Source organism: Pantoea sp. PNA 03-3 (assembly GCF_003201175.1).
Classification (GTDB): Bacteria; Pseudomonadota; Gammaproteobacteria; order Enterobacterales; family Enterobacteriaceae; genus Pantoea; species Pantoea stewartii.
This window is the reverse complement of sequence record NZ_QICO01000006.1, coordinates 194,334-216,346: the sequence shown is the minus strand read 5'-3', so window position 1 is coordinate 216,346 and position 22,013 is coordinate 194,334. Positions and strand designations below refer to the sequence as shown.

Genomic DNA, 22,013 nt, shown 5'->3' with positions numbered 1-22,013 from the left:
ACAGGGAATGACTGCGAGCCTTTGGCAACGTTTGCGTAACTGGATGGCGCCCCTTTTTCCCACCAGCTACCGGTGGCCGGCCGTCGATATCCGGTCGGGAGCATGCCAGTTTCATCTGGTGGGAAGCATTCATATGGGCACGCGCGATATGCAGCCTCTGCCAGTGCGGCTGCTACAACAGTTGCAAAATGCCGATGCCCTGGTAGTGGAAGCGGATATTACTCAGGGCGGTTCGCCATTTGATGACACCGAAGTATGCCCGCCGCTGTCGGTGCGTATGGATGAAGGCACGCTGGCGAAGCTGGACGCGTTATGCAATGAGACCGGTTTGTCCCTGACGCAGTTTGATACGTCACCGGCCTGGCAAATTGCGTTGATGCTGCAGGCCCGTCAGGCCCAGCGGCTGGGATTGCGCCCGGATTACGGCATTGATTATCAGTTGCTTCAGGCGGCACGTTCACTGCAAAAACCCGTGATTGAGCTGGAGGGCGCAGACGCGCAAATCGCCCTGTTAAAGTCGCTGCCCGATAACGGTATGGCGCTGCTGCAGGATACGCTGACGCACTGGCACACCAACGCGCGCATGTTGCAGACGATGGTGAGCTGGTGGCTGGAAAGCCCGCCCCGCGAACCGCAAATCGCCTTACCGGCGACGTTCAGTCAGACGCTCAATGACACGCTGATTAGCCAGCGCAACCGTGAGTGGCGCGGGCGATTACAAACGTTGCCCGCGGGACGTTATGTGGTGGCCGTCGGCGCACTGCATTTATATGGCGAGAACAATCTGCCAGCCCTGCTACGGGCGGAGTAATCAAGGATAAAAAAAGAGAGCCGACAGTCATATCGGCTCTTCAAAGAGGAATGTGTTAATGATTTTAGTTATCGCTCAACAACCCAGTTGCTGGCGCGTGGCAATTCTCGCCTAAAGCACATTATTTCGCCACATTTATCTTTCAATAAAACGTAATAAGATTTTTCTGAATCAGAGGCCATTATGACGCCTGCGGTAAAACTGTTGGAAAAACAAAAAGTCAGCTTCACACTGCACCCTTATGAGCATGACGCAAGCGAAACGCATTTTGGCGATGAAGCGGTACGTAAGCTTAACCTGGACGCCCGCCAGGTCTATAAAACGTTGCTTGTAGCGCTGAACGGCGATGCAAAGCAGCTGGCCGTGGCGGTGACGCCCGTGGCAACGCAGCTTGATCTCAAAAAGGTGGCTAAGGCTCTCGGGGCAAAAAAAGCGGAGATGGCCGAGCCCCTGCTGGCGCAGCGGATTACGGGTTATCTGATCGGCGGCATCAGTCCGCTGGGGCAAAAAAAGCGTCTGCCGACGGTGATTGACCACTCAGCCAACGACTTTGCCACGCTGTTCATTTCTGGCGGTAAACGCGGACTGGATATTGAACTCAGCCCGCAGGATTTGTCCCGTCTTCTGGATGCCCCGCTGGCAGACATTGCCCGACGCGATTAAGCCGGTTGCAGAGCGCAGAGTTCATCAATCATCCAGCGCCCGGCCGGGCCGGGCGGATGGCGGCGCGACCAGACCACTTCTACGGCGATGCGCTGCGGCCACCCGGCAACAGGCAATTCCTTTAAGACACCATGTCCAAACTGTTTCACCAGCCAGCGCGGCAAAATGCTCCAGCCAAAGCCCTGTTCCGCCATCTCAAGCAGCACATAATATGTCTGAGCAGACCAGGCCCTGCCCTGAAAAGTGGGGGCGCGGCGTTCGGTCCAGGTATTGAGACGAAGGTGACGAAGGGGTTCAAGCTGGCTTTCATTCACCGTCGCTTCCTGCGCCAGAGGATGATCCCGGTGCAGGTAAATCCCTAACTCAGCATCGACCTGCAGGCGGGCGACCGCGATGTCAGCCGGGAGCGTCGGCTGGGCACGAATCACGCCGATCTGCGCGCGCCCGGTTTGCAACAGTTCGACGACATCGTCATCTTCTGCGGCAATGCCTTCCAGCTCCACCTCCGGATAGCGCCTGTCAAATTGCCTGAGCAGGCGCTGATGGTAGTGCGTTTGCCAGAAGTCAGATACCGCCACGCTGAGCCGTGGTTCGATTCCCTCGGACAGGCGCGTTGCCAGCGCATCCAGTCGCTCACTGGCGGCAAGAATCTGCTGAACCTGCGGTAAGACGCGTCGCCCTTGTTCGGTCAGTTGCGGCTGACGACCGCGCCGGTCAAATAAGGCAAAACCCAGATCGTCTTCCAGGTTAACCACAGCAACGCTGATGGTGGACTGGCTTTTGTTTAAGGCGCGCGCGGCGGCAGAAAACGAGCCGCTGGCTACCGTTTGCACAAAGGCTTCCAGGGATTCAGGAGAGTAACGCATGTGAACCATCGCTTTTATCGATAGATGATCATTTTATCTTAGCATGATGCCATGGGAAAATAGGCACCTGAACTAAGGAGACTGACATGCAAACCCGTTCACTCACCGAGCGTATCTTACATGCCAGCCTGTTTGAAGGCCTGGCCATCCTCACCATTGCCCCGCTGGCAGCCTGGATGATGGATAAACCGCTGTTTCAGATGGGCGCACTGGCCATCATGTTGTCCACGGTCGCGATGCTCTGGAATATGATGTACAACAGCGTGTTTGATCGCTGGTATCCGCCTCGTCAGAAACGCAGTGCGTGGGTTCGTGTGCTGCATGCTCTGGGATTTGAGGGCGGCTTTATCCTGATAGGGCTTCCGCTGGCCGCCTGGATGCTGGAGATTTCGTTATGGCAGGCCTTTATGATCGAAGTGGCGTTTTTTCTGTTCTTTCTGCCCTACACCTTCGTCTATAACCTGGTGTGGGATAAACTGCGGTCGCACTGGTTCAACCGTAAGGCCTGCCGCGTCTGACAAGGCACCGGGGAGACGAAGCGCCTCCCCGGTGATTTAACGCGGTGCTGCACGTTCCCCGTTCCAGTGTTGTATCCATGCCAAAATCATTTTGGGATAACGACGCGCGGGCACCGTTTCTTTCGCGTCTTTCAATGCATCCTGGGCCGTTGCCGTCTGGTAAATCACCTTATCGCGAGGCACGTAGTCGCTGGCATTCAGCGGCGAATGTTTACTGACCCAGTCACGCAGCACCACGGCGTCAACGTTGCCACTGTTGACATAACCCGGATGTGAATCAATACGGGGATAGCCATCGCCGCCCGCCGCATTGAAGCCGTTAGTCGCCATCCGATAAGTTTTGGTGTCATCCAGCGGCTGTCCGTTGATCGTGACTTTACTCACGCCGCTGCCATTCGCGGTCAGACTGACATTTGCAAACTGGGCATAACCGCCTGAACCCGGTTCGATATTCGCCACCACCGCCAGATAGCGTTTAATTTCCGCCCCACTCAGCGTGACGGAAACGACCTGATTGGCAAAGGGTTGGACCTGGAGCAAATCGCGCCATGCCACGGGCCCTTGTTTGAGCGAGGCCCGAATTCCGCCGCCGCTCATCACGGCGAAGTCGGCCTGGGTCGCGGCCATCTGCGCCCGCAGGATAAGCTGCCCGAGGCTGCTTTGCTGAACGCGCACGGTTTCTTTTTCGCCGGAAAACACCCCGTTGACGCGCCCGACATTCACCTGCAACGTCGCTTCAGCGCGTTTTTGAAACGGCGTCAGTAATTTCATCATAGCCGTGTTTTTGGGGATCTCTTCCTGCCAGGTCAGCCAGGATTCGCTGCCATCGAGATTTTTGATTTTATGTTTGAGGTTAACCGGGATGAGCTGATACGACGCCAGGGTAACCTCGCCATTGCGGTAGGTAAAATCGCCACGTCCGACATATTTTCCCCACTTTTCCGCCTGCATAATCCAGACGCCATTTTGCCGGTCAGGCTGACAGGGCTGACCCGGCTGGTAATCTTTGCGGCTCACATTCTCTTTTTCCATACAGACCGCGTCATGCGAATGCCCCCCTACGATCATATTGAGGGTGCCCGCAGGCAACCTGCGCGCCAGCGTCACATCATCAATCCCGTTACTGCCGTGTTTGCCGTCGTCATAATGACCAAGATGGGTCAGCGCCACGATCACATCCGGTTTTTCTTTGGCGCGTAGTTCAGACACAACCTTTACGGCTTCGGCTACCGGGTCACGGAATTCGATATCCGTTAACTGTTCAGGGTTGGTCAGGCGGGCGGTATCCGGCGTGATTAACCCGATAACCGCAATCTTCAGCCCCATGCGCCGGAACATCGCCCAGGGCTTAAACAGACGTTTACCTGTGCTTTTTTGATAAACATTCGCGGCCAGAAAAGGAAATTTGGCCCATTTTTCCTGTTTCCGCAGCACGGCGAGGGGTTTATCGAATTCATGGTTGCCCAGCGTCATGGCATCGTAACCAATCAGGTTCATGCCACGAATATCAGGTTCGGCATCCAGGGCATCCGATTCCGGCACGCCAGTGTTGACATCTCCGGCCGACAAAATCAGTGCACCACCGCCTTTGGCCTGAATATCGTAGCGTGCGGTATCTATTAATGTTTTTTGTGCCGCCAGACCGTACTCGCCCTGCTCATCAAACCAGAAATGGCCGTGCAGATCGTTGGTGTGCAAAATGCTGAAACGGTAACTCCGGTCAGGCACGGCGGCCTGAGTAAACAGTGATGAGAGCAACATCGCCCCGGTCAGACCCGCACCCGCCCATCGAGATAACACCACAGCCTCTCTCCTTTGAATAATGATTCTTGCCGATCGTCAGCGCCCTTTTGTGTCGCACATTCCCTGTGTTAACTCAAGTTTATCGCGCGTCGTCCGGTCATTATCGCAGGTTGTTCAGCGCAGGACAGGGGCTGATTTTGTCATCACTGTTATGCATGAAGGCGCAATGTTAAGCAGAAGGAACAATCAGCTTGTTAATTTTTAGCTACTTTCGCTGGTGTGATTCGCCCTGTGTTAAATTTATGTATTACTCTGTTTTTAACAGTGCATTTCGTCAAGATGGCCTTCGCGCGCGCAGACAAGGCTGGCTGAGCCAATGCTCAATAACAGACTGTTTTGTTTGCTGTTTTATCATCCGCTTTCATGCCATCAGGTCAGCCGCCTATCCGACCGCCCCGACGCACAGAGGCCAACGAAGCAAAGGGAGCAGGTAAATCGCTGCCTGAGTGCGGTTGTAGGCTGTTACCAACACATTTTCACCTCATTATCGTCACGCTTGTGTCATTTAGAATGAATAAACTCCTTCCTGACCGTACGCAACAGACCGTTGTATCGACCCATAACCGCGATAAGTGAGAAAAACAGCCTTCATCTTGCGCTTTTCGCGTATTTCCCTAATTTCTTTTGATAATCCCACAAATTATTCAGCGATCCCGCCTGATATGCATTAAACTCATTTGTTACAACCGGATACATTTACATCCAAGGAGACAGGCATGCATCACACCACACCGCTGATCACCACTATTGTCGGGGCACTGGTTCTGGCTTTCCTCCTTGGTATGCTGGCTAACCGGTTACGAATTTCTCCGCTGGTGGGTTACCTTGTTGCTGGCGTTATGGCCGGCCCTTTTACACCCGGCTTTGTGGCAGACACGAATCTGGCGCCGGAACTGGCCGAACTGGGCGTGATTTTACTGATGTTTGGCGTCGGTCTGCACTTTTCACTGAAGGACCTGATGTCGGTAAAGCGGATAGCCATTCCCGGCGCGATTGCACAGATCGCGGTAGCCACCTTGCTGGGAATGCTGATGTCGTGGGCGATGGGTTGGTCGTGGATGACCGGCCTGGTGTTTGGCTTGTGTCTTTCTACCGCCAGTACCGTGGTGTTGCTGCGTGCGTTAGAAGAACGGCAGCTGATTGAAAGCCAGCGCGGTCAAATTGCTATCGGCTGGTTAATTGTCGAAGACCTGGTGATGGTGCTTACGCTGGTCTTGCTGCCCGCCATTGCGGGCATGATGGAACAGGGCAACGCCAGCGCCAGCCTGGTGATCTGGGATCTGCTCTGGACCATCGGCAAAGTTGCCGCCTTTATGGTGCTGATGATGGTGGTAGGCCGCCGTGCGGTCCCCTGGATTCTGGCGAAAAGTGCGGCCACGGGTTCACGCGAGCTGTTTACGCTGTCTGTCCTGGCGCTGGCGCTGGGCATCGCATTTGGCGCCGTCGAGTTCTTCGACGTGTCTTTTGCGCTGGGTGCGTTCTTTGCCGGAATGGTGCTGAATGAATCGGAGTTAAGTCAGCGCGCTGCCCGTGACACGTTGCCGTTACGGGATGCTTTTGCAGTGCTGTTCTTTGTCTCTGTCGGCATGTTATTTGATCCCATGATCCTGGTGAAAGAGCCGCTGGCCGTGTTGGGTGCGTTGGTGATTGTCGTCATCGGCAAATCCGCCGCCGCCTGGCTGCTGGTTTCGCTGCTGGGTCATTCGCGTCGGACAGCGATGACCATCTCGGTGAGTCTGGCGCAAATCGGCGAGTTTGCCTTTATTCTTGCCGGCCTGGGCATTTCACTTGGCCTGCTTGATGAAGAAGGCCGAAATCTGGTCCTGGCGGCCGCTATCCTTTCTATCATGCTCAATCCGGTTCTGTTTACGCTGCTGGGGCGTTACCTCGCCAAAAATGAAACGATGGAGCAGCAGACGCTGGAAGAAGCGCTGGAAGAAGAACAAGAGATTCCTGTGGATGTCTGCAACCATGCGGTCATCGTTGGCTATGGTCGCGTCGGCAACCTGCTGTGTGAGCAACTGATCAAACTGAATATTCCGGTGGTGGTGGTAGAAAGCTCCATCCCGCGCGTAAAAGCCTTACGGGATCAGGGGATCAGAGCGGTGCTGGCGAATGCCGCCCGCGCCAATACCCTGGCGCTGGCCCGGGTGGACTGTGCCAGCTGGCTGTTAGTCACTATCCCTAACGGCTACGAGGTAGGCGAAATTGTGACGGCAGCACGACAGAAGCAGGCTGATATCGATATTATCGTGCATGCCCATTATGACGATGAAGTGGAGTATATTCTGGAGCGCGGTGCAAACCACGTCGTTATGGGTGAGCGGGAAATTGCCGCCAGTATTATTCAGAAGTTACAGGAAAAGCTAACGCTGCAGGAAGAAAACCCCGTCAGCGAAGGTCAGCACTAATCCATCCCAAACGGCTGTCGCCCCGCTGAACTCTCAGAGATTCAGCGGGGCGTCTGACTTGTCAGCCTTAACGATCCCAGTAGGACTCTTCCAGGCTGTCTTCACGCTCAGGCAAACCGCGCGTCAGTCGGGGCGAATGCTGATTCAGGACCTGATAGCTGACCCGGTTAGCATATTTGCAGACCTGCGCCAGCGACGAATAGGTCAGATAAGCACGCGCATGTTTACTGGAGTTAGGTACGTTGCGGCGATGGTAGTTATTCGCCGTAATGTCATGCAGCAACGCTGCCAGCGCGCCGTCCCCTGCTCCATTGGTATTCATGATCTTCTCCGGGCCGCCCATGTAGGGCGCGATGTGCGAGAAAATGCGTAACGGCTGCTGACAATCCTGTTTACGCATTGCGCGACTGAATTCGTACTGGTTGAATTCAGCAATCGCGCCCGGTAACAAAGGATGGTTGGTTTTACGCTTAAATTCGTCTTCAGTATAGCCCGCCATATATAAACCGGTCGGCCCTGCCGTGCACAGCACCAGATCCACCCACTCCAGCGCCCTGTCCGAGGCCAGTAGCGGGTCGGCCTCGCCCGTCAGCGCCAGCGCCTCTTCTTCGTTCATCGCCACAATCGACACGTGGTCACGCAGGAAATCACGCCAGAACTGAGGATTGTCACCTATCACGTGTTTCGTGCCTAACGTCAGCACCACCGGCACGTTGTGGCGCTTTGCATACTCGATAGCCTGCAGCGTCGCCTGTGGCATCGGTTCACCGTCTTTGCAACGCACCAGATACGAGGTCAGAACCAGCGCGGAAGCGCCCGCAATTACGTCCTCAGGCACACTTTCCGCTTTGAGCTGGTTCATCTGGCCAGGGCTAATCGCAAAGGTCCGATCGCCCTGATCGCCGATCAGGGTGAAACAGCGGCCAATCGCTCCGTCCACACCCTGAAGATAGTTAAGATCCATGCGGCTCGAAGTATTACAAAGGTAACGATACGCATAACCGCCAATCTGAATGTTATTGCACATCACGCCCAGCAATACGGAACGGTCGTCCGCCAGCACGGAGAAATTGTGCAGCGTGTTGCCAATCGTGCCGCCTGCGAACTGGTGAGTAATCAGCTCGTCACGCATCAGTTCAGCGTACAGCGCTTCCGCCACGGCATCGTCAATGACCAGCGAATGGCCGGCACTCAGACCATAGCGGACCAGAAAGGCGTCATCGACTTTCGCTTCGATATCGACCAACGTCTGATCGATGCCCACTACCCAACTGCCGTCTTCGTTATCGAATGACGAGGACTGGAGAAGGGGATCGCGTGCGCTGACGGGAAAATAGTGTTTGGATTTACGTTTGCCGGGAAATTTCATGGTGACTGCCGTGAGGAAAAACAGGCAGAGAAGCATATCATATTCTCTGCGACGACTTTAACGCTGCGCGCGAATCCGTAGCACGCCCGTCCCGCCCTGCCAGACTCCGGCGCATCTGACGTGTCAGCGTATATTCCTGGCAGGCCATCTGATGAACGCCGGGACGTGGCGCCTGCAGGTTCATGACAGCCTGTAGGAGGATGCAGCACGACAGCAATGCGGTTCCGTACCTGTCAGGCAGCAAGGGCCAGAAAACGGTCTGCGACAAGCGCGGCTGGCGTTCAGAGGACAACGAAGAAGGAGAACGCAGGAAAGTATGGATAGATTCACTACAGCAAAAGGGGCCAGTCGTGCCGGCCCCTCTCTGCTTAGCCCAGAATTTTAGCCAGCTCTGCACTCACGTCGGACACGTTACGTGTGCCGTCGATTTTGTGGTACTCAGTGTTACCCGCTTCGGCTTCTTTGCTGTAGTAAGCAATCAGCGGTGCGGTTAGCTGATGGTATTCCACCAGACGTTTGCGCACCGTTTCTTCCTGATCGTCTTTACGCGTGGTCAGCTCTTCACCGGTCACGTCATCCTTGCCTTCCACCTTCGGTGGATTGAATTTGACATGGTAAACACGGCCTGATGGCGCATGAACACGGCGACCGACGATGCGTTCAACGATCAGTTCATCCGGCACAGCGAACTCCAGCACATAGTCCACTTTGATACCGGCTTCTTTCATTGCGTCAGCCTGAGGAATGGTGCGTGGGAAACCATCAAGCAGGAAACCGTTTTTGCAATCTTCCTGGGCGATGCGCTCTTTAACCAGCGCAATCACCAGCTCATCAGTAACCAGCTTGCCGGCATCCATAATGGCTTTCGCCTGGTTGCCCAGTTCGGTGCCCGCTTTAACCGCTGCACGCAACATGTCGCCAGTGGAGATCTGCGGAATGCCGTATTTCTCCATGATGAATTGGGCTTGAGTCCCCTTACCTGCGCCCGGAGCTCCGAGCAGAATAATACGCATTGCGTAAATCCCCTTGCGAATCGCATTGATGAATCTGAGAAGCGGAAGAACATACCATTATGATCCGCGCACCACAAGGAAGGGGCGGATCAACGCAGATCAGTGTACTGACTTTAGCCAGCGATCGCAGTGCGCGATGTCAGTGAAAAGGCATTTTCGGACTGGTAGCGGGTGCAATGGGGCTTTTAAGGCGGTTGCGCAACAAATATGGGTGCCGGAAAGCAGGCAGGAAGGCTGCAGCCAAAAAAAACCGGTGAGGATCTCACCGGTTTCGTCGTCTTACGCCGTCAGCAGTTGGTTCATCCGACGGATAAACTGGTTAGGATCGTCCAGCGTGCCGCGCTCTGCCAGCAGGGCCTGATCCAGTAACAGCTCAATCCATTCACCGAAGCGGGCTTCATCCTGGGTATCTGCCACGCGCTTCACCAGTTGGTGATCGGGGTTGATCTCGAAGATATATTTCACTTCCGGCACGTCCTGTCCTGCCGCCGCGAACAGTTTGGCCATTTGCGTGGTCATCTCGTTTGCATCGGTGGTCACAATCGCAGGCGTATCGGTCAGACGGTGCGTCAGACGGACTTCTTTCACACGTTCGCCCAGCAGCGTTTTCACGCGCTCAACAAAAGGTTCCAGCGCTTTTTCCGCTTCTTTCTGCGCTTCCGTTTCTTCGTCAGCCAGCTTATCCAGCGCTTCATCCGCTTTGCTGACGGACTGGAAGGCCTTACCGTCGAACTCGGTCAGATAGCTCATCATCCATTCATCGATACGATCGGACAGCAGCAGGACCTCAATGCCTTTTTTACGGAACAGCTCCAGATGCGGACTGCTTTTCGCTGCAGCATAGCTGTCGGCGGTAATGTAGTAGATCTTCTCCTGACCCTCGACCATACGGCTGACGTAATCTTCCAGCGACACGGTTTGCGCCGCGCTCTCGCTTTGTGTGGTGGCAAAACGCAGCAGTTTGGCAATCGTCTCTTTGTTGGCGTGATCTTCAGCGGGGCCCTCTTTCAGGACCAGACCAAACTCTTTCCAGAAGGTCTGGTACTTTTCGCTGTCCTCTTTCGCCAGCTTCTCCAGCATCTGCAGAACACGTTTGGTCAACGCGCCGCGCAGATTCTGGGTAACACGGCTGTCCTGCAGAATCTCACGCGATACGTTGAGCGGCAGATCGTTAGAGTCAATCAGGCCGCGCACAAAGCGCAGGTAGTTCGGCATGAACTGTTCGGCGTCATCCATGATAAACACGCGCTGCACGTAGAGTTTCAGACCATGTTTATGGTCGCGGTTCCACATGTCGAACGGTGCGCGAGCCGGGATATATAGCAGGCTGGTGTACTCCTGTTTCCCTTCTACGCGGTTGTGGCTCCATGTCGCCGGATCGCTGAAATCATGGGCAATATGTTTGTAGAACTCTTTGTACTCTTCGTCGCTGATCTCTGACTTGCTGCGGGTCCACAGCGCCTGAGCTTTGTTGATTTTCTCCCAGGTCGTGGTGCCGCTTTCTTCATCTTTGGTTTCGATTTCAACCGGCAACGCAATGTGATCGGAGTATTTACCAATGATGTTGCGGACGCGCCAGCTGTCGAGGAATTCATCTTCGCCTTCACGCAGGTGCAAGGTGATTTCCGTACCGCGATCGGCTTTGCTGATGTCAGCGATGGTATACTCACCTTCACCTGCCGATTCCCAGAACACGCCTTCGTCTTCGGCGGCACCCGCCGCGCGCGTGCGCACCGAGACTTTGTCGGCAACGATAAAGGCCGAGTAGAAACCCACACCGAACTGACCGATCAGCTGACTGTCTTTGGCCTGTTCTGAGCCCAGGGATTCCAGAAAGGCTTTGGTGCCGGATTTCGCAATAGTGCCAAGGTTTTCAATCACTTCATCACGGCGCATGCCGATACCGTTATCGCTCAGCGTGATGGTGCGGTTATCCTTATCGACAGAGAGACGCACGCGCAGGTCACCATCGCCTTCGTACAGGCTGACATCAGACAGCGCGCGGAAGCGCAGTTTATCCGCCGCATCCGAGGCGTTGGAAATCAGTTCACGCAGGAAAATCTCTTTGTTTGAATAGAGAGAATGGATCATCAGGTGCAGAAGTTGTTTTACCTCTGACTGAAAGCCACGAGTCTCTTGTCCTTTCATGGTCATTGCTACCTCAACAGAATCAGATTTAACGAACGTTGAGGAGGATGTGGGGGTACATGCAGGATTTTCAAGCCGGCGTTTTTCACAACGCCGGCAAGCGTTTAAAATTTAATCTTCTGGCGGCCTGCCAGTGAGTGGGATAGCGTGGTGCCATCCACCATTTCCAGTTCGCCGCCCATCGGAACGCCATGCGCAATGCGGCTGGCTTCAACGCCATACTGGCCACATAATTCTGCAATGTAGTTCGCGGTCGCTTCGCCTTCCACGGTGGGGTTGGTCGCCAGGATCACTTCCTGAATCGCTTCCTTCTCCAGACGCTGTTCCAGCCGATCGAGACCGATATCTGCCGGGCCAATGCCATCCAGGGGCGAAAGATGGCCCATCAGAACGAAATAACGGCCGGCAAATTGCCCGGTTTGCTCAATAGCATGGATATCTGCCGGACTTTCCACCACGCAGATCTGACCGTTTTGCTGACGCCGGGGATTGGCGCAGATAGTGCAGATTTCCTGCTCGGTGAAGGTGCGGCAATCGGCACAGTGACCGATTTCCGACATTGCCCGGGTCAGCGCCTGTGCCAGCCGCATTCCCCCACTACGATCGCGCTGTAGCAGTTGGAACGCCATCCGTTGCGCCGACTTCGGCCCAACGCCCGGCAAACAGCGCAATGATTCCATTAAGGACTCTAGCAGTGGGCTGGTTTGCATCAGAACGGCATCTTGAAGCCTGGTGGCAACTGCATGCCTGAAGAGACAGACGCCATTTTCTCTTTCTGCGCTTCATCAATGCGACGCGCCGCGTCGTTGAAGGCGGCAGCGATCAAATCTTCCAGCATGTCTTTGTCATCTTCCAGCAGGCTGGGATCGACTTCCACACGGCGGCAGTTGTGGGCACCATTGATGGTCACTTTGACCATGCCTGCGCCTGATTCACCCGTGACTTCCAGGGCGGCAATTTCTTCCTGAACCTGGGCCATTTTGTCTTGCATCTGCTGGGCCTGTTTCATCAGGTTGCCCAATCCGCCTTTACCAAACATAGTTTTCTCTCTCTGCTGAGGCTACAACGCGGTTTATTCATAACGTTGCAGCGTGTTCAAACGGGTCGAATGCTTTCCTCATCCAAATCGGCATCGAAAAAGCGACGAAGGGTTTGAATGTGGCTGTCACTCAAGATGGACTGACGCGCCTGCGCCAGCTTCTCTTCATAAATGGCCTGACGCCACTCCAGTGGCGTCAATACCGTAGGATTATCGTCTTCAATAACCGACAGTTCAACCTGATGTCCGGCAACCTGACTCAATGCGGCGGTCAGGGCCTGCTGCGCGGAGGCCGAATTCAGGTGGCGCTGGCTGGAACGTAAATGCAGGCAAATACCCTGATCGGTGGTCTCTTTCCAGGCATTCAACGCCAGCTGTTGAACCAGTTTAGGCAGCGGCAAACCGGCCACTTCAGCCGCCCAGGCATCACGCTGCTGGGCTTCTTCAGCCAGCCGTGCGGCCAGCTCAGGATTTTTCTCATGCTCCAGCGCAGAACGCAAGGCTTTTGGCGTGGCGACGGGCGCGGCCGCTTCGGTTACGGGCGTCAGCGCTTTCCAGCGGTACGCCTCTTTTTTTACCGGCGCTTCAGGGGCGCGCTCACGCACACGCTGCTGACTGCGCTCGGTCACCGAGGCCAGTCGCTCAAGGGCAGAACTGGCCGGCCGCGCACCTGGCGCTGCCGGCTCACTCTTTTTTGCTTTGTTTGCTCCCTGGCGCAGCAGTTGGGTGCGCGCCTGCAGGAGCTGGCTGGTGGAACTGGACAGTGACGATTCGGGTGCCGCAGGCGAGACAGACTGCGCGGTTGGTGCCGAATCGGGTTCGGGTGCCGCCATTTGTGGCCGGGCAGCGGGCGCCGATTCGGTTGGCGACGGCGGTACGTTCTGTACCGGCACCGGCGCTGACTGCGCAGTCAGCGTGGGCCGCGCGATCGGCTCCGCGACGGCCGCTTTGGGATGAAACGCCAGCGCGCGCAATAAGGCCATCTCAATGCCCATACGACGATCGGGCGCAAGGGGTAAATCTTTGCGCCCCATCAGCAGGGTTTGATAATAAAGCTGCAGATCGGCAGGCGGCACGACGCGCGCCAGTTCCCGCAGGCGCAACGCATTGCTTTCTTCATCGTCGTTAAGAGAGGCAGGCAGTAACTGTACCATGGCAATGCGGTGCAGCAGGCGCAGCATCTCAAGGAGCAATGCCTCCCAGTCAACCCCGCGCGAAGCTGCCTGCGCCAGCAACGCCATCACCTGTTCTCCGTTGCCGTCGACTACGGCTTCAAGCAGCCCCAGGGGTTGCTCATCGTCAAGCGTCCCGAGCATCGCCCCGACGGTCGCGCTGGTCACGCTGCCCTCGCCCATCGCAATGGCCTGATCGGTAAGGCTCAGCGCATCGCGCATACTGCCATCGGCAGCACGGGCCAGCAGTTGCAGCGCCCGCGGTTCCCGGGCGATGTGCTCCTGTTCTAATACGTTGTCAAGCTGCTGACGGATCTGGTCAACATCCAGCGCTTTAAGGTGAAACTGCAGACAACGGGACAGGATTGTCACCGGCAGCTTCTGCGGATCGGTCGTCGCCAGCAGGAATTTAACGTGTGAAGGCGGTTCTTCCAGCGTTTTCAGCAGCGCATTGAAGCTGTGACGCGACAGCATGTGCACTTCATCAATAAGGTAAACTTTAAAGCGGCCGCGGGCGGGCGCATACTGCACGTTATCAAGCAGATCGCGCGTGTCTTCCACTTTGGTGCGCGAGGCGGCATCAATTTCGATGAGATCGACAAAACGGCCCTGTTCGATCTCACGGCAGTTATCGCACTGGCCACAGGGCGTGGCGGTGATCCCGGTTTCGCAGTTAAGGCCTTTTGCCAGCAGACGGGCAATCGTGGTTTTCCCTACGCCCCGTGTGCCGGAGAAGAGATAAGCATGATGGATGCGTCCCAGAGACAATCCATTCGCCAGCGCCGTCAGAACATGTTCCTGACCGACAACATCAGCAAACGCCTGTGGACGCCATTTTCGGGCAAGTACCTGATAGCTCATGTGGTTTCGACGAATTTGGATGGAAATGTGAGCGCAGACGCACTGCAACCCCTGTATATGATTGCAGTAGTCTAACAGCTACGCTTTCACCTATCACTCGTTATCTTGAAGCGGTAAAGCGGAATGGCCCCACAGGTGCGCGAGGCCAGAAGCGAGGCTTAGTGGCCGGGGAAATTGACCAGGCTGTAGCTGTCAACGCCCAGCGCCTTGAGGCGGGCTTCCCCTGCCAAATCGAACAGGTTAATAATAAAAGCAGCATCTTTCACTTCACCGCCTGCACGACGGATCAGTTTGATCGTGGCTTCCAGCGTTCCGCCGGTCGCCAGCAGATCGTCGACCACCAGCACGACGTCGCCCGGCTGGATCGCATCTTTGTGCAATTCCAGTTGGTCGGTACCGTATTCCAGCTCGTAGGATTCGCTGTAGGTTTCACGTGGCAGTTTGCCCGGTTTACGCACCGGGACAAAACCCAGCCCCAGCCCCAGGGCAACCGGCGCACCAAAGAGGAAGCCACGCGCTTCTGTGCCGACAACTTTGGTGATGCCTTTATTACGGTAGCGCTCAACCAGCAGGGCGATGGACGCTGCATACGCGTTCGGGTCTTCCAACAGGCTGGTGACGTCACGGAAAAGAATACCCGGCTTCGGGTAATCAGGAATACTTTTGATACTGTTTTTAATCAGTTCAAGCTGCTGCGCAGTGTCGGTCATAATCTTAAGCCTGGTAAAAAAATTCTGTTTTGCGCAGCTTCAATAGCGCCAATACCTGATTAAAGGTTCAGCGGAAATACATTCATAATGGGAAGCCGCACACGAAGAGGCCCAAATCTAAGCAAATGGCCGGCTAATTGCAACTTTATCGCGGAGGTAAACTGTCGTCTGGTGTTTCTGCCACCACCGGCATCCGCCACATAAACAACAACAGAAGGCACAACATGATGCCCAGCATGATCCGTACCCACAGCACTGGCACCAGCCACAAGGATAACGTAAATGTCGCCACAATCAGTACGATGGCGCGGCTTTTTGCCCCTGGCGGCATGCCACGATGCTGTTGCCAGTGACGAATATAGCGACCAAAGGGCGATTTCCAGAGCAGCCAGTGATGAAAACGTGGTGAAGAACGGGCAAAACACCACGCTGCCAGCAGCATGAATGGCGTTGTAGGTAATAAAGGTAATACAATGCCCAGTATGCCAAGCACTATCGCCAGCCAACCCAGGGTTAATAAGACAATGCGTTGCATACCTGCCACCCAGTGCGTTTTCCGTTGCATGACTTTAGCATACCTGCGTTGCGCGCAATGAGTAAGCATCCGACGCGGCAAAGGCTGCATCACTGCCTTCTCACCTTGCGCCAGGCCATCCACAGCCATCCCGACGGCGAGTGTCGCTCGCCGCGTTTTGACAACCAACTCTTTACAACGAAAGGGACCCGACTGGCCGATTATCTGCAGGAGATTGAGCACAACTATCAGCGCCTTTGTCAGGCCGGCGAGGATGTGGAACGTAGCCAGTGGCTGGCGGGTCATCTGGTGGACCAAATCGCCGCCCTGCAGCGTGAAGCCAGTACCCAGCAACTTCGTAGCCGCGCTGAACGTGCCCGGCCTTCCGCCCGTCAGCAAAAATATCTGGAATACCGGGAATATGAGCGTCGACTGCAGGCGATGATCGACCAGCGTGAACAACGGCTGGCGCTGGCAGAAACCTTTGCCGTTCAGCAGCAGTTGAAAAAAGACCTGGAGGTACTGGAAGGCCGTATGGCACGCTGCCGGCAGGCGATCCGCTCGGTGGAGTGGGCAATGTCACTGTCAGACAGCCCGTTTAGCAGTTAATGCGCTATCTTTGCAAGACCGCCATCACAGGATGGCACGCTTATCAGGCCCATGATACAACGTCGCAGGAGGAATGATGTCCCTGGAAACGGCCCCCGAAGAGGTCAAACTGGCGGTAGATTTGATTCAGCTGTTTGAAGAACACCAACTGTCGGTGGAAACGGTGTTGTCCGCCCTGGCCATTGTTCAGCGCGATTACGAAAAGAAACGCGACGAACAGCGCAAAGACTAAGCCTTTTTTGCCAGCGTCGGACTTAAGCGCAACATATCAATCAGGGCATCCACCAGTTCGGGAGCATCGGCAACCAGATCAAATTTGCCAGGCGTAAAAAGCCAGCTTTCCATCATGCCATTGACATAGCTGCGCATGATTAACGCCGCCTGTCGGGTCTGGAACGTTTCTGGAAGTTGCCCGGCATCAATGCACTGACGCAGTACGTCTTCTATTTCGTTGTAACGCTCAAGCAACAGACTTTGCTGGATACTTTTTACGGCAGCCATTTCCCCGACAAATTCGCATTTATGAAAGATGATTTCCATCAACGCACGGCGCTGCGGATCGCGCGCAGTCGCCTGAAAGATATAGACCAGCATCGCCCGTAAAATGGAGAGTGGATCACCGGGGTATTTTGTTTGATACTCAAGTTTCACTTCATTAAGCCCGGCATCGCAGCGAAGCCATATTTCGTTCAACAAATCGGCTTTGTTTTTGAAATGCCAGTAGATAGCGCCACGGGTAACGCTGGCTGCAGAAGCGATGTCCGCCAGGGAGGTGGCTGAAACCCCCTCTTTCGAAAACAGAGCAAGGGCGGCGTCCAGAATTTGATGCCGGGTTTCAAGAGCTTGCGCTTTGGTTTTTCGTGCCATAGGGGACTTTTTTTACAAACAGGTAAGTTTACATACATTTGTGAATGTATGTACCATAGCACGAGCTAAAATAATACGCAGCAATGGGTTCATGGCTTTGTGATCCATTGATCATTTGATATCGGACTCTAGAGGTTTATTTATGAACAAATTCAGAGGGTTAACGCCTCTGGCGGCCGTCCTGATGCTCTCAGGCAGCTTTGTGTTAACAGGATGTGACGGAAATAAATCCGACCAGGCCGCCCAACAACAGCCGCCGGAAGTCGGTGTTGTCACCGTTAAAAGTGAACCCCTAAAAATTTCGACCGAACTGCCTGGCCGTACCCTGGCTTACCGTATTGCCGAAGTGCGTCCGCAGGTTTCCGGTATCATTCTGAAGCGTAACTTTATTGAAGGCAGTGAGATTAAAGCCGGTGAATCGCTCTATCAGATCGATCCCGCGACCTATCAGGCGTCCTATGACAGCGCCAAAGCCGATTTAGCGAAAGCAGAGGCCAATGCACGTATAGCGCAACTGACGGTCAATCGTTATAAGCCGCTGCTTGGCACCAAATATATCAGTCAGCAGGACTACGATAATGCCGTCGCCACCGCGGCACAAAACAATGCGGCCGTTCAGGCCGCGAAGGCTAACGTAGAAACCGCACGCATTAACCTGGCGTACACAAAAGTCTCTTCGCCTATCAGTGGCCGCATTGGTAAGTCATCCGTTACAGAAGGTGCGCTGGTACAAAGCGGGCAAACCACAGCGCTGGCCACGGTGCAGCAGTTGGATCCGATGTATGTCGATGTTACCCAGTCGAGTGAAGATTTCCTGCGTCTGCGTTCAGAACTGGAGTCCGGTCAGCTGAAACAGAACGATGGCAAAGCCAACGTTACCCTGCTGATGCAGAATGGTAAAAACTATGCTCAGCCGGGTACGCTGGAGTTCTCGGATGTGACCGTTGATCAAACCACCGGCTCGATCACCCTGCGCGCGATCTTCCCTAATCCTGATAAAGCCTTGCTGCCAGGAATGTTTGTACGTGCCCGTCTGGATGAAGGCACCAATCCAAACGCCCTGCTCGTTCCTCAGCAGGCGGTAACGCGCACACCAACCGGTGACGCCTCTGTCATGGTGGTCGGCGCGGACAATAAAGTTGAAGCACGTAAGATCAAAGCAGCCCAGGCTATTGGCGATAAATGGCTGGTAACAGAAGGTCTGAAAGCGGGCGAGCGTGTGATCTTTACAGGTCTGCAGCGTGCAAAACCGGGTGCACAAGTTACACCTAAAGAAGTCACAGACGATGAAAAAGCCGCAAAAGGTGATCCCTCTCAGGCCCAGTCTGCTAAAACATCGTCCTAACAGGAGCCGTTGATACATGGCTAAGTTCTTTATCGATCGCCCAATCTTTGCGTGGGTGCTGGCTATTATCGTCATGCTGGCGGGCGCGTTATCGATTATTAAATTACCGATTGAGCAATATCCCAATGTTGCGCCACCGGCCATTGAGATTCAGGCCAACTACCCGGGTGCTGACGCGAAAACGTTGCAAGACTCGGTGACGCAGGTCATCGAACAAAACATGAACGGCATTGATGGCCTGATGTATATGTCATCAAGCAGTGATTCCTCGGGTGCTCTGACGCTGACCATCTCCTTCCAGTCAGGGACTGACGCGGATATCGCGCAGGTTCAGGTGCAGAACAAACTGCAGCTGGCAATGCCACTGCTGCCTCAGGAAGTGCAACAACAGGGGATTCAGGTTAAAAAATCCTCCAGTAGCTTCCTGATGGTAGCGGGTTTCATCAGCGATGATGGCAGCATGACGCAGAACGATATTGCTGACTATGTTGCCTCTAACATCAAAGATCCTATCAGCCGTACGCCTGGCGTGGGTGATACCCAGGTCTTTGGTGCGCAGTACGCGATGCGCATCTGGATGGATCCGAGTAAGTTAAATAACTATCAGCTGACGCCGGTTGATGTGATCAATGCACTTAAAACCCAGAACGCCCAGGTGGCTGCCGGTCAGTTAGGCGGAACACCGCCGGTGCCGGGACAGCAGCTGAACGCCTCAATTATTGCGCAAACGCGTCTGACCTCCACCAAAGAGTTCGGCAACATTCTGCTGAAAGTGAATAACGATGGCTCTCAGGTGCGTCTGCGCGATGTGGCACAGATCGAACTGGGTGGTGAAAACTACGAGATCATTGCGCGCTATAACGGCAAGCCTGCGTCCGGTATCGGTATCAAACTGGCGACCGGCGCTAACGCCCTGAATACCGCCGAAGCCGTTAAAGCCGAGCTGGCTAAGCTGCAGCCAACGTTCCCGGCGGGAATGAAGGTCGTTTATCCTTACGACACCACACCGTTCGTTAAAATTTCTATTTTCGAAGTGGTGAAAACACTGATGGAAGCGATTCTGTTGGTGTTCCTGGTGATGTATCTGTTCCTGCAAAACTTCCGAGCCACGCTGATTCCGACTATTGCCGTGCCGGTTGTGTTGCTGGGGACCTTCGCCATTATCGGCGCCTTTGGTTACTCGATAAACACCCTGACGATGTTCGGGATGGTGCTGGCCATCGGCCTGTTGGTGGATGACGCCATCGTGGTGGTCGAGAACGTCGAGCGCGTCATGGTGGAGGAAGGACTGCCACCGAAAGAAGCGACCAAGCGCTCGATGGAGCAGATTCAGGGCGCACTGGTCGGTATTGCCCTGGTGCTGTCAGCGGTCTTTATTCCCATGGCTTTCTTTGGTGGATCGACCGGCGTGATTTATCGTCAGTTCTCCATCACCATCGTGTCGGCCATGGCGCTGTCAGTACTGGTTGCGTTGATTCTGACGCCCGCACTCTGCGCCACTATGCTCAAGCCGGTGAAAAAAGGCGATCACGGTGCCACCAAAGGCTTCTTTGGCTGGTTCAACCGCCTGTTTGACAAGAGTACGCATCACTATGTTGACAGCGTAGGTCACATCGTTCGCGGTACGGGTCGCTATCTGCTGCTTTATCTGCTGATTGTGCTGGGAATGGCGTTTCTGTTCCTGCGTCTGCCTTCATCGTTCCTGCCGGAAGAAGATCAGGGCCTGTTACTGGCTCAGGCTCAGCTCCCTGCCGGTGCTACACAAGAGCGCACGCAGAAAGTGCTGGATCAGGTTTCTGATTACTTCCTGACGAAAGAAAAAGACTCGGTGAAATCTGTCTTTACCGTTGCGGGCTTTGGCTTTGCGGGCCGTGGACAGAATACCGGTATTGCCTTCGTCAGCCTCAAGCCGTGGGATGAGCGTACCAGCAGCGACATGAAAGTGCCTGCGATCCAGGGACGTGCAATGCAAGCGCTGGCGCAAATTAAAGACGGTATGGTCTTTGCGTTTAACCTGCCTGCCATTATCGAGTTAGGTAACGCGACCGGCTTTGACTTTGAACTTATCGATCAGGGTAACCTGGGGCATGAAAAGCTGACGCAGGCGCGTAACCAGCTGTTTGGCATGATCGCACAACATCCGGATACGCTGGTCGGTGTGCGTCCCAACGGTCTGGAAGATACGCCGCAGTTCAAACTGGATATCGATCAGGAGAAAGCCCAGGCACTGGGTGTCTCACTCAGTGATATCAATACCACGCTGGGCGCATCCTGGGGCGGCTCTTACGTTAATGACTTCATTGACCGCGGTCGTGTGAAGAAAGTCTACGTGATGGGTAAAGCTGATGCGCGCATGCTGCCTGACGACATCAATAAGTGGTATGTCCGAAACAGCAACGGCGAGATGGTGCCCTTCTCTGCCTTCTCATCAGCACGCTGGCAGTATGGTTCACCGCGTCTGGAACGTTACAACGGTTTACCGTCTATGGAAATCCTGGGGCAGGCAGCCCCCGGCAAGAGCTCCGGTGATGCCATGAACCTGATGGAAGAACTGGCTTCGAAACTGCCGTCGGGCATTGGCTTTGACTGGACCGGGATGTCCTATCAGGAACGTCTGTCGGGTAACCAGGCACCTGCCTTGTATGCCATTTCACTGATCGTCGTGTTCCTGTGCCTCGCGGCCCTGTATGAGAGCTGGTCCATTCCGTTCTCGGTCATGCTGGTGGTTCCGCTGGGCGTGGTCGGTGCATTGATCTTTACGACCTTGCGCGGACTGAGCAATGACGTTTACTTTGTCGTGGGGTTACTGACCACTATTGGCCTCTCGGCGAAGAACGCCATCCTGATTGTGGAATTTGCGAAGGACCTGATGGAGAAAGAAGGCAAAGGGCTGGTGGAAGCCACGCTTGAAGCCTGCCGTATGCGTCTGCGTCCTATCCTGATGACCTCACTGGCGTTTATTCTGGGCGTACTGCCGCTGGCCATCAGTACCGGTGCCGGCTCTGGTGCACAGAATGCGGTCGGTACGGGCGTCATGGGCGGGATGGTGACCGCGACCGCGCTGGCCATCTTCTTCGTACCGGTATTCTTTGTGGTGGTGCGTCGTCGCTTTGGTAAAAACAAAGCCGAGATCGAAAAGGGTCATCCCGTCGATCATCCTGACCACTCGCATTAATCTGTAAACTTAAAGGCCGCATCAGCGGCCTTTTTTAATGCCTCACGCCGTCTCTTTTTTGACAGCCGCAGGGATTAACCGCTGCCATGATGACGCTGGCTTGTATTATCGCGATAACT

At 54.9% G+C, this 22,013-nt stretch carries 19 protein-coding genes and 1 other annotated feature; of the genes, 8 read left to right on the top strand and 11 right to left on the bottom strand.

The features are described 5' to 3' along the window. The first annotated feature begins 7 nt into the window (after positions 1–7). Entirely contained in the window at positions 8–811 is an 804-nt protein-coding gene (locus C7433_RS17225; RefSeq protein ID WP_110268612.1) for a TraB/GumN family protein, read from the top strand. Between the two features lie 183 nt (positions 812–994). Beyond that, positions 995–1,474 carry a Cys-tRNA(Pro)/Cys-tRNA(Cys) deacylase YbaK gene (gene ybaK / locus C7433_RS17220; protein WP_058701143.1) on the top strand — a complete coding sequence of 160 codons (480 nt, stop codon included), beginning with the start codon at positions 995–997 and terminating at the stop codon, positions 1,472–1,474. On the opposite strand, the gene C7433_RS17215 is transcribed toward ybaK, so the two are convergent. After that, positions 1,471–2,340, bottom strand: a complete 870-nt coding sequence (locus C7433_RS17215; protein WP_033738707.1) for a LysR family transcriptional regulator — start codon at positions 2,338–2,340, stop codon at positions 1,471–1,473. The two genes, ybaK and C7433_RS17215, sit on opposite strands and share 4 nt — an antisense overlap. An 86-nt stretch (positions 2,341–2,426) precedes the next feature. Between C7433_RS17215 and C7433_RS17210 the strand changes: the two genes are divergently transcribed. Beyond that, the gene (locus tag C7433_RS17210; RefSeq protein ID WP_110268611.1) at positions 2,427–2,858 is read left to right on the top strand and encodes a multidrug/biocide efflux PACE transporter; all 432 of its coding nucleotides are present in this window, start codon (positions 2,427–2,429) and stop codon (positions 2,856–2,858) included. Positions 2,859–2,894: 36 nt separating this feature from the next. Here C7433_RS17210 and ushA read toward each other — a convergent pair whose 3' ends face one another. Then, positions 2,895–4,619, bottom strand: coding sequence for a bifunctional UDP-sugar hydrolase/5'-nucleotidase UshA (gene ushA, locus C7433_RS17205; protein WP_369974387.1), 1,725 nt, complete (start codon positions 4,617–4,619; stop codon positions 2,895–2,897). A 758-nt stretch (positions 4,620–5,377) separates the two neighbouring features. On the opposite strand from ushA, the gene ybaL reads away from it, so the two are divergent. Next, on the top strand, positions 5,378–7,072 hold the full coding sequence (gene ybaL, locus C7433_RS17200) for a YbaL family putative K(+) efflux transporter (RefSeq protein WP_110268609.1): 1,695 nt from the start codon (positions 5,378–5,380) through the stop codon (positions 7,070–7,072). Between the two features lie 67 nt (positions 7,073–7,139). On the opposite strand, the gene C7433_RS17195 is transcribed toward ybaL, so the two are convergent. From C7433_RS17195 to C7433_RS17160, 8 genes are all read right to left on the bottom strand, one after another. Then, positions 7,140–8,441 carry an inosine/guanosine kinase gene (locus tag C7433_RS17195; RefSeq protein ID WP_033738797.1) on the bottom strand — a complete coding sequence of 434 codons (1,302 nt, stop codon included), beginning with the start codon at positions 8,439–8,441 and terminating at the stop codon, positions 7,140–7,142. Positions 8,442–8,809: 368 nt separating this feature from the next. Then, on the bottom strand, positions 8,810–9,454 hold the full coding sequence (gene adk / locus C7433_RS17190; protein WP_033738701.1) for an adenylate kinase: 645 nt from the start codon (positions 9,452–9,454) through the stop codon (positions 8,810–8,812). Positions 9,455–9,733: 279 nt separating this feature from the next. Beyond that, positions 9,734–11,608 carry a molecular chaperone HtpG gene (gene htpG / locus C7433_RS17185; protein ID WP_110268608.1) on the bottom strand — a complete coding sequence of 625 codons (1,875 nt, stop codon included), beginning with the start codon at positions 11,606–11,608 and terminating at the stop codon, positions 9,734–9,736. Between the two features lie 98 nt (positions 11,609–11,706). After that, positions 11,707–12,312 (bottom strand): recombination mediator RecR, encoded by a 606-nt coding sequence (gene recR / locus C7433_RS17180; RefSeq protein ID WP_006117920.1) that lies wholly within the window; start codon positions 12,310–12,312, stop codon positions 11,707–11,709. Continuing rightward, on the bottom strand, positions 12,312–12,641 hold the full coding sequence (locus tag C7433_RS17175; RefSeq protein WP_033738698.1) for a YbaB/EbfC family nucleoid-associated protein: 330 nt from the start codon (positions 12,639–12,641) through the stop codon (positions 12,312–12,314). Before C7433_RS17175 ends, recR begins: the two co-directional genes overlap by 1 nt. 56 nt (positions 12,642–12,697) lie before the next feature. Next, positions 12,698–14,674, bottom strand: a complete 1,977-nt coding sequence (gene dnaX / locus C7433_RS17170) for a DNA polymerase III subunit gamma/tau (protein ID WP_110268607.1) — start codon at positions 14,672–14,674, stop codon at positions 12,698–12,700. Beyond that, positions 13,295–13,356: a sequence feature (DnaX frameshifting element), on the bottom strand. Its footprint overlaps the gene before it by 62 nt. A 158-nt stretch (positions 14,675–14,832) precedes the next feature. After that, complete coding sequence (apt, locus tag C7433_RS17165) at positions 14,833–15,384, bottom strand: adenine phosphoribosyltransferase (protein ID WP_006117923.1); 552 nt, start codon at positions 15,382–15,384, stop codon at positions 14,833–14,835. Between the two features lie 145 nt (positions 15,385–15,529). Continuing rightward, positions 15,530–15,919 (bottom strand): DUF454 family protein, encoded by a 390-nt coding sequence (locus tag C7433_RS17160; RefSeq protein ID WP_110268637.1) that lies wholly within the window; start codon positions 15,917–15,919, stop codon positions 15,530–15,532. A 57-nt stretch (positions 15,920–15,976) separates the two neighbouring features. On the opposite strand from C7433_RS17160, the gene priC reads away from it, so the two are divergent. Together priC and rsmS are read left to right on the top strand one after the other, a co-directional pair. Beyond that, positions 15,977–16,507: a primosomal replication protein PriC gene (gene priC, locus C7433_RS17155; RefSeq protein WP_039338470.1), complete on the top strand. Its 531-nt coding sequence runs from the start codon at positions 15,977–15,979 to the stop codon at positions 16,505–16,507. A gap of 76 nt (positions 16,508–16,583) precedes the next feature. Next, complete coding sequence (gene rsmS / locus C7433_RS17150) at positions 16,584–16,739, top strand: pleiotropic regulatory protein RsmS (protein ID WP_006117926.1); 156 nt, start codon at positions 16,584–16,586, stop codon at positions 16,737–16,739. Here rsmS and acrR read toward each other — a convergent pair. Next, positions 16,736–17,374, bottom strand: coding sequence for a multidrug efflux transporter transcriptional repressor AcrR (gene acrR / locus C7433_RS17145; RefSeq protein ID WP_039338471.1), 639 nt, complete (start codon positions 17,372–17,374; stop codon positions 16,736–16,738). The two genes, rsmS and acrR, sit on opposite strands and share 4 nt — an antisense overlap. A 142-nt stretch (positions 17,375–17,516) precedes the next feature. On the opposite strand from acrR, the gene C7433_RS17140 reads away from it, so the two are divergent. Next, positions 17,517–18,719 (top strand): efflux RND transporter periplasmic adaptor subunit, encoded by a 1,203-nt coding sequence (locus C7433_RS17140; RefSeq protein WP_110268606.1) that lies wholly within the window; start codon positions 17,517–17,519, stop codon positions 18,717–18,719. A gap of 16 nt (positions 18,720–18,735) precedes the next feature. After that, positions 18,736–21,894 (top strand): multidrug efflux RND transporter permease subunit AcrB, encoded by a 3,159-nt coding sequence (locus tag C7433_RS17135; protein ID WP_033738689.1) that lies wholly within the window; start codon positions 18,736–18,738, stop codon positions 21,892–21,894. The last annotated feature ends 119 nt before the right edge of the window (positions 21,895–22,013 follow it).